The organism is Victivallis vadensis (assembly GCF_003096415.1).
Classification (GTDB): Bacteria; Verrucomicrobiota; Lentisphaeria; order Victivallales; family Victivallaceae; genus Victivallis; species Victivallis vadensis.
Window position 1 is genome coordinate 230,457 of the sequence record NZ_QEKH01000003.1, and the last position, 7,930, is coordinate 238,386.

The 7,930-nt window shown below is 56.7% G+C and carries 7 protein-coding genes; 1 reads left to right on the top strand and 6 read right to left on the bottom strand.

Going from position 1 to position 7,930, the window contains the following annotated elements:
- Positions 1 to 4 precede the first annotated feature (4 nt).
- From C8D82_RS03290 to guaA, 4 genes are read right to left on the bottom strand one after another with little or no spacing between them, the layout of a single operon-like run.
- On the bottom strand, positions 5 to 1,072 hold the full coding sequence (locus C8D82_RS03290; protein ID WP_116882841.1) for a hypothetical protein: 1,068 nt from the start codon (positions 1,070 to 1,072) through the stop codon (positions 5 to 7).
- Positions 1,069 to 1,638 (bottom strand): RsmD family RNA methyltransferase, encoded by a 570-nt coding sequence (locus tag C8D82_RS03295; protein ID WP_116882842.1) that lies wholly within the window; start codon positions 1,636 to 1,638, stop codon positions 1,069 to 1,071. The genes C8D82_RS03290 and C8D82_RS03295 overlap by 4 nt, the downstream gene beginning before the upstream one ends.
- Entirely contained in the window at positions 1,638 to 2,216 is a 579-nt protein-coding gene (locus C8D82_RS03300) for a hypothetical protein (RefSeq protein WP_116882843.1), read from the bottom strand. Before C8D82_RS03300 ends, C8D82_RS03295 begins: the two co-directional genes overlap by 1 nt.
- Before the next feature lie 4 nt (positions 2,217 to 2,220).
- On the bottom strand, positions 2,221 to 3,762 hold the full coding sequence (gene guaA / locus C8D82_RS03305; RefSeq protein ID WP_116882844.1) for a glutamine-hydrolyzing GMP synthase: 1,542 nt from the start codon (positions 3,760 to 3,762) through the stop codon (positions 2,221 to 2,223).
- A gap of 149 nt (positions 3,763 to 3,911) precedes the next feature.
- Here guaA and C8D82_RS03310 point away from each other — a divergent pair, with 149 nt between their 5' ends.
- Positions 3,912 to 4,790: a 50S ribosomal protein L11 methyltransferase gene (locus tag C8D82_RS03310; protein ID WP_116882845.1), complete on the top strand. Its 879-nt coding sequence runs from the start codon at positions 3,912 to 3,914 to the stop codon at positions 4,788 to 4,790.
- On the opposite strand, the gene C8D82_RS03315 is transcribed toward C8D82_RS03310, so the two are convergent.
- Both C8D82_RS03315 and mnmG read right to left on the bottom strand, forming a co-directional pair.
- The gene (locus C8D82_RS03315; protein ID WP_116882846.1) at positions 4,791 to 5,717 is read right to left on the bottom strand and encodes an ABC transporter permease; all 927 of its coding nucleotides are present in this window, start codon (positions 5,715 to 5,717) and stop codon (positions 4,791 to 4,793) included.
- A 1-nt stretch (position 5,718) separates the two neighbouring features.
- On the bottom strand, positions 5,719 to 7,596 hold the full coding sequence (gene mnmG, locus C8D82_RS03320) for a tRNA uridine-5-carboxymethylaminomethyl(34) synthesis enzyme MnmG (RefSeq protein ID WP_207776057.1): 1,878 nt from the start codon (positions 7,594 to 7,596) through the stop codon (positions 5,719 to 5,721).
- Between the last annotated feature and the right edge of the window lie 334 nt (positions 7,597 to 7,930).

A 7,930-nucleotide genomic window follows, 5' to 3' on the forward strand; every position in this document is an offset into this window, starting at 1 on the left:
CTCCTTATACGTAAAGCCGGATCAGGTCGAGGTTCCACAAGCTGATCCGCCCGAATTCATCCTTGCCCCAGTCGCGGGTTTCGGAGTGAATATCCAACGCATTCAACCGCTCCTGATAATCCGCAGCTGCCGTCGGCACAGTGGAGGAGGAGATTTTTTCCAGATAAACCTGCCGGTTCCGGCGATCCAGCGCCAGCACACGCCGGTGCGGGATCTGGGCCAGCTGCAGGAAAAAGTGACTCAGGAACAGCGATTCGACCAGTGCGCTTTCTCCCTCCAGCACCTCGTAATTTTCCAGCGGAACGGTCCGGCGCAACGGATCGACCGTGCGCAGCAGAGAACCGTCCTGCACCGAAAATTTTGGATATCCGGCCAGCGCCTGTCGCCGCCGCCTGGGCCACTCGTGCCACAGCGCCGCCGATTCCCGGACCAGCGCCTCCGCGTAAAATTCCTCCGGATCGGCGATGCCGAGCGCCGCCAGCAGCTTCAACATCTGATGACGGGTCCGGGAAAAGCGGAACTCCATTCCGATACGTTCCATCGAATACCGCCGGAACCAGCGGTCGAACCAGCCGGCCTTCCGGACCCCCTGCGCATCCACCAGCGCAAAGCGGTTCAAGCCCGGCGAATACAGGACATTGCCGATGTGAAAGTCCGGATGGTACAGACGGGATTCCAGAACCTTTCTCGCAAAGTGCACGAAATTATTCAGGAAAACGGCCGGCTCTCCGGGCTGTTCGATATAGGTGCGGTAAAAATAGTCGCTCACCGCTTCCGCTTCCGGGAAGGCGCGGGTAATCAGAATGCTGCCGGCGGAGGATTCCCCCAAGGCAAGATGTTCAACCAACTGAATTCCTTCACGTTCAATCAGTTGGGCGCAGTTCCATTCGGAGCGCAGCCGCCTGCCGCTCCGCCTGTCGTACTTCAGAAAGTAATCGCCGCACCGGAAGACCTGCCGGACGGGATTGGACTTGACCTCCCGGCCCGCTTCCAGCAGCAGTTCGGGGCGGTCACCCAGCTCCGCGGCAATTGCGGGAGTCGCAAAGCGCCAGTTCCAGTTGCAGTTCTTCACGGCCGCACCTTTCCCAGCAGGAAGGAGGTGCTGCCGAATTTGCGAATCTCCATCTCCGCCGGCCCGGAGGCTTCCAGGAACAGGCCGACCGCGCCGGGGGTATCCGGCAATTCCCAGACCAGCCGGGCGCTGGCGAAGTGCATCCGGAAAAATTCGTCCCGCATCAATCGGCCGAAAAATTCCGCAGAACGGGGGTAGGGGGGATCGGCCAGAATCAGGTCAGGCGAACCGGCGGGAATGGAATAACGTCGCGGTTCAAGGGCGCTGCAATTGAGCAGGTTCGCCTTACACTGCACGCCTGCTTTCTGCACTCTGGCCAGATTTTCGCCGATCACCCGCAGATGGCGCGGCTCCAGTTCCACCATAGTGATCGCCGCGGCTCCGCGACTGGCGGCTTCCAGCGCCAGTGCGCCGGAACCGGAAAACAGATCCAGCACATTGCATCCGGAAAAATCTCCGAGGCTGTCAAACAATGCCTTGCGGGAACGCGCCGCCGTCGGCCGTACTTCCAGTCCGGCCGGCACATTCAAAACAATGTTCCGCGCAATTCCCGCAATGATCTGCATCACAGTTCTTCTTTCCGATTTAAGTTGCGTACCACGATGACAATCCGATTCAATGCCCTGACCAGCAGCAGCTCAAATAACATCATTGCACCACAGAGCAACCAGTTGATCATTCCTGATGATGCGTCAGATTCATCAAACAGAATACCCGGCGTACATAAAATATCTGCTGCCCACAGCATAAGCACCCACAAGAAATACCAACAATGAAAACGCTCCTCTTTTTCTGTTGCTTTCAGTAAACGGTTTGTCTGCCGGAAAACTTTTGTAAAAGTGTATAGACTCCAGAAAACTCCCAAAAATGGAATCAGACAAAGTCCGACCATGATTCCGGGGCGATAACCGGAATGGTCAGGCAACAAATTGCGCTGCCGGTAAAGTTCCTTCCATGCCCGGTAAAGCAATAAAAGCAATACGATGGCAAATACATTCCATGACAAGATCAAATGTTCCTGCACCGCCCAATCGGAAGTTTGGGGAAGTTCGTAAAGAAAAGTCATCGTCGCGACAAACAACCAACTGGCATATCCCAACACCGAAATCGGCGAGAGCCGCTCGATCACTTTTCTCAATGTCATGGCGTCATTCCCACTCGATCGTGCCCGGCGGCTTGCTGGTGATATCGTAGACCACCCGGTTCACGCCGTTGACTTCGTTGATGATCCTGCTCGAAATCCGCCCGAGCAGGTCGTAGGGCAGTTGCACCCAGTCGGCGGTCATGCCGTCGGTGCTTTCCACCGCGCGCAATGCGATCACATAATCATAGGTGCGTTCGTCGCCCATCACGCCGACCGTCCGGATCGGCAGGAATACCGCGAACGTCTGCCAGATGCTGTAGTACAGTCCGGCCTTTTTAATCTCTTCCACGACGATTTCGTCGGCGTCGCGCAGGATGTCGAGCGTCTTTTGGCTGACCGCGCCGAGGTGGCGGACCGCCAGGCCGGGGCCGGGGAAAGGCTGGCGCATCACCACGTCTTCCGGCAGGCCGAGCTGGCGGCCCACCTCGCGCACTTCGTCCTTGAACAGACGGCTCAGCGGCTCCAGCAGTTGAAATTTCATCTCCTTCGGCAGACCGCCGACGTTGTGATGGCTTTTGATCATCGCGGCGGGGTTGCCGTCGATCGGAACACTTTCAATCACATCGGGATAAGTGGTGCCCTGCGCGAGAAATTCCGCCTGTTCGATTTGGGCGGAAGCGTCGTCGAACACCTGCACGAATTCATTGCCGATGATCTTGCGCTTCTTCTCCGGCTCCTCGACTCCGGCCAGTCTGGCCAGGAAGCGCTCCGTCGCATCGACGTAAATCAGCTTCATGTCGAATGCCCGGCCGAACAGATTCCGCACCCGCTCCGCCTCATTTTTGCGCAACAGGCCGTTGTTGACGAAAATACAGTTGAGCTGCTTGCCGATCGCCTTGTGAATCAGCGCCGCCGCCACAGAGGAGTCGACGCCGCCGGAAAGACCGAGGATCACATTGGCGGAGCCGACTTTGGCGCGGATCTCCCGAACCTGCTGTTCGATAAAGGATTCCATCGTCCAGTCGCCGACGCATTTGCAGATGTTCTTGCAGAAGTTGCCGATGATGGTTTTGCCCTGCGGAGTATGCACTACTTCAGGGTGGAACTGGATGCCGTAGAGATTCCGCTCCGGCATATGCACCGCGCAGAACTCCGTGTTGCCGCTGGAACCGAGGATTTCAAAACCTCCCGCCGGCATTTTCGCGACTTTGTCGCCGTGGGACATCCACACCTGGATTTCCCCGTCCAGACCGAGGAACAGATTGCCGGATTTGACGATTTTCAGCATGGCCTTGCCGTATTCCCGGGCATGGCCGCGGGTGATCTCTCCGCCCAGCGTGTGAATCATCAGCTGCAATCCGTAGCAGATGCCCAGCACCGGAATGCCGAGTTCGAAAATAGCCGGATCGCATTTGGGGGCATGCTCGGAGTAGACACTGGCCGGGCCGCCGGAAAGAATGATGCCTTTGGGATTCTCCGCCCTGATCGCTTCGGCGCTTGTATAGTACGGCATGATTTTACTGTAGACCCGGCATTCGCGGATCCGTCGCGCAATCAACTGACTGTACTGTGAGCCGAAATCAAGGACAACGATCGTTTCGCTCATAGAGTCCAATTCTTTGTGAGGGGTTGTTTACCTGTTTGCTTTCCTAATATATCACGAAAAAAATGTTTTTTAAAGTCGCGGCCTTTGATTTTTGCCGGATTCGGTCTAATTTATAAAGATAATTTTTGAATAAATCAGGGAATGAGATCATGGATGAGATGCTTTATTGCGTGAAACTGCAGGATAACTCCGGCAGCTTCGATCTGGCGGCTGAGATGCTTGCGGCGCTGGAACTGGATTTCAGCAGTTGGGAAGACCGGGAGAACCGCCGGGTGCTGCACACCGTCTATGCGCTCGATCCCGATACCGCCCGAAACAATCTCGACCGCATCCGGCAGGCCGTCGCCGACTGGACGCCGCTCGGGTTGGAAGTGGGCGATATCGAATATTTTGAGATGAAGAAGGAGGACTGGTCCGAAGTCTGGAAAAAGTATTTTCATCTGCTCCCGATCTCCGACCGGCTGATCGTCAAACCGAGCTGGCTGGAGTGCCGGTCCAAACCGGGTCAGAAAGTGCTGGAGATCGATCCCGGCATGAGTTTCGGCACCGGCCAGCATGCGACCACTTTGTTCTGCCTGAAAACCATCGACAAACTGGCCGGGAATCCGGAGGTGCACAGCCTGTTGGACGCCGGATGCGGTTCCGGGATTCTGGCGATCGCCGGCGCCCTGCTCGGATACGGGCCGGTTGACGCTTTCGACTACGATCCCGACGCGGTGATGGTTGCCGGAGAAAACCTTGCGCTCAATCATATCTCTTCGGTAAAGCCGGAAGTCGCGGATGCCGCCGTTTATGCGGGACGCCCGGAGAAATACGATCTAGTCTGCGCCAATATCCTGGGCCACCTGCTGAAAGCCTACCGCCACAATATCGCCAACTGGGTCCGTCCCGGCGGCTATCTGGCTCTGGCCGGAATCCTCGACCGAGAATTCGACGCGCTGAGCAAGGCATTCGTCGAAATCGGCTTCGAGGAGCTGGAGCGCGAAACGCTCAAAGAGTGGACCAGCGGCCTGTTCCGGAAAAACTGATCAATTGTTCTGGCGTGGATCAAGCGCATCGCGCAGCGCATCCCCGAGCACGTTCAGTGCCAGCACCAGCATGAACATGAAGCCGGTGGCGGCGGCAATCTCCCACCAGATGCCGCGCCAAAGCCGCTCCTGTCCGTCCGAAATCATCACTCCCCAGCTCGGGGCGCTCTGCACGCCGAAGCCGAGATAGCTGACGATCACTTCGAGCATGATCGCACCGGCGAAGGAAAGCGTGAAGTAGATGATGACCAGATGGAACACATTGGGCAGGATGTGCCGGAAAATAATCACCGGGCTGCTGACGCCCGCCACCCGCGCCGCCGCCACATAGGGCATCGAACGCAGCCGCATCGCTTCGCCGCGCACCACCCGGCAGAGCGTCACCCAGCCGGTCAGGCCGATCGCAAAGTAGACTGCCAGCATTCCCGGCTCCGCCCGCAGCACTGTACCGGCCAGCCGGATGGCGCCGACCATTCCTTCCGAAAGAAAGTTGCGTGAAACCAGCAGCGCGAATGCAAGGATGAACAGCAGCGTCGGCATCGACGCGAATGTACTGTACGCCCACACCACCCAGTCATCGAACTTGCCGCCGTAAAAACCGGCGATCGCCCCAAGAGTCACGCCGATCACCGCAGCAATCACGCTTGCAATCACGCCGACCTTGACCGCGGTGGCGCTTCCGGCCATCGCCCGCAGAAATACATCGCGCCCCTGATAGTCGGTCCCCATCCAGTGAGCAGGGGAGGGGGGGGCGTAACGGGCAAGGTCGTCGGTTTGCTGGTAAACCGGCACAATGCCGTTGTGTTCGCAGTAGATGTCGTAAAGTTCGGTGCCGACCGCCAGCAAAAGGTAGATGCCGACCACCGTCAGTGAAATCACCGCCAGTGGATTCCTTTTCAATTTGCTCCAGACCGAAAGGGGCCTCATGTTATTTCTCCGTCGCTTCACGGTTTTTGCGTGAGAGTGCGACCTGCAATAGAGCGATGTCCGCCGGAGTCACGCCGTCGATGCGACCGGCCTGCGCCAGAGTGGTCGGCCGCACCTTGAGCAGTTTACTCCGGGATTCATTGCTCAGGCCTTTGATCCTATCGTAATCGAAGTCTGCCGGAATCTGAAGCGTTTCCAGTTTGCGGAGGCGGCTGATTTCCGCAGCTTCACGCTGGAGATAACCGTCATAGCGCGCCTCCACCTGCAATTCACGCCAGATCCGCCGCCCCTGACGGTCGTCATTCAGCTCCGGCAGCAGCCCGGCGGGGAAGGGGAGGCGGACCGTTGCTTCGGCCAATGGAGTATTGTCGGGCAGGTCTTTCAGATGAACCAGCAGAGATTTCCCGGCATGGCGGCGGCTGCGGCAAAGTTCCAGCACTTCAGTCAAGGCGGAACGGTAAGCGCAGAACTCCCGGTATTTGCTCTCCGGCAGCAGGCCGGTTTCATAAGCGAATTCCGACAGCCGCAGGTCGGCATTGTCCTGGCGCAGCACCAGCCGGTATTCGGCGCGGCTGGTGAAGAGCCGGTACGGTTCGATGATATCCTTGGTGGTCAGGTCGTCGATCATCACGCCGATATAACTGGAATCTCGTCCCAGTTCAACCGGACTTTTGCCTTGTGCGATACGGGCGGCGTTGAGTCCGGCCAGCAGCCCCTGTCCCGCCGCTTCCTCGTAACCGCTGGTGCCGTTGATCTGGCCGGCGGTAAACAGATTGTCACAGGATTTGATCCGCAAAGTCCGTTCCAACTGGTCCGGAAACACAAAATCGTATTCGATCGCATAGGCGTAACGTGAAAGCACCGCGTGCTCCATTCCCGGAACTGAGTGGATCAGCTGCCGCTGCACCTCCGGCGGCAAACTGGTGGATAATCCATTAATATAATACTCCTCTGTCTGCGCTCCCTCCGGCTCGAGAAACAGTAAATGGCGCGGATGCTGCGGGAAACGAACCACCTTGTCCTCAAACGAGGGACAATACCGCGTGCCGATTCCCTTGATTACACCCTGGTACATCGGTGAGTATTGCAGATTGCGCCGGACAATTTCCGCGGTTTCATCCGTGGAATAAACCTGATAGCACGGCAGATCGTGACGCACCGCTTCCGGCAGGGCAGGGGAGTGGCCGGCGGACCAGCAACTGAATCGCTCCTCCGCGCTGTCACACTCCTGACGCGCCATTTGAGAAAAGTCAATCGTTTTGGCCAGAATGCGGGCAGGGGTTCCGGTTTTCAGCCGTCCCAGCCGCAACTTCAACTGCTCGCCAAGCGCCGCCGACAGCGAATTCGACGGAAAATCACCAGCCCTTCCGCCGGGAAAATTGCGGAGTCCATAATGAAGCTTGCCGTTCAGAAAGGTTCCGGTCGTAACGACCGCCGCGGCGCAATGGATTTCATCACCGAACTGGTTCGTAACTCCGGTGATTTTACCGTTATCCATCAGGAATGCAGTTACTTCCGATTGCAGGACATCAACTTGCGGCATCTGCTCCAGCCAAAGTTTCATGCCGCGCTGATAGCAGACTTTATCACACTGTGAACGCGGCGACCAGACCGCCGGGCCTTTGGTGCGGTTCAGCATGCGGAACTGAATGGATGCCGAGTCAGTCACAATCCCCATCGCTCCGCCCATCGCGTCGATCTCCCGGACGACCTGTCCCTTGGCAATGCCGCCGATAGCCGGATTGCAACTCATCTGGGCGATATGATCCATATTCAAGGTAATCAGGAGCGTTTTGGCCCCGATTCGGGCGGAAGCCATTGCGGCCTCACAACCGGCGTGGCCGGCTCCGATCACGACGACATCATAAAAATTCATCATAGATAACGAATAGAAAATTGAATAAGTTGAAATGTATTCCTATTAAAATACGACTTCCGGACAACTTTCGCAAATTAAGAAAAAAAGATACCTCGAAAAAATCTTCTCAAAATATTCACAGAATTATTGTCAAGTTATTAACAACCCGACTGATCACAAGTCATATCATTTTAACATCAAAATAGTTAGATCAATCCATTCCCCCTGCTCTGCAAGTATTAAAATTAACATAACATACATTATGCGACGTTACTTGTACGCCGAGAAGCAACGCAGAAGCAAGGATAACTCAGACGCATATAACCACCCTGCCCGGCTGCTATCTGCCTCTCTA

Bases quoted from the DNA above. Each gene is read 5' to 3' on its own strand.
- C8D82_RS03295 (WP_116882842.1), bottom strand. From the start codon at position 1,638: ATGCAGATCATTGCGGGAATTGCGCGGAACATTGTTTTGAATGTGCCG.
- C8D82_RS03300 (WP_116882843.1), bottom strand. From the start codon at position 2,216: ATGACATTGAGAAAAGTGATCGAGCGGCTCTCGCCGATTTCGGTGTTG.
- guaA (WP_116882844.1), bottom strand. From the start codon at position 3,762: ATGAGCGAAACGATCGTTGTCCTTGATTTCGGCTCACAGTACAGTCAG.
- C8D82_RS03310 (WP_116882845.1), top strand. From the start codon at position 3,912: ATGGATGAGATGCTTTATTGCGTGAAACTGCAGGATAACTCCGGCAGC.
- C8D82_RS03315 (WP_116882846.1), bottom strand. From the start codon at position 5,717: ATGAGGCCCCTTTCGGTCTGGAGCAAATTGAAAAGGAATCCACTGGCG.
- mnmG (WP_207776057.1), bottom strand. From the start codon at position 7,596: ATGATGAATTTTTATGATGTCGTCGTGATCGGAGCCGGCCACGCCGGT.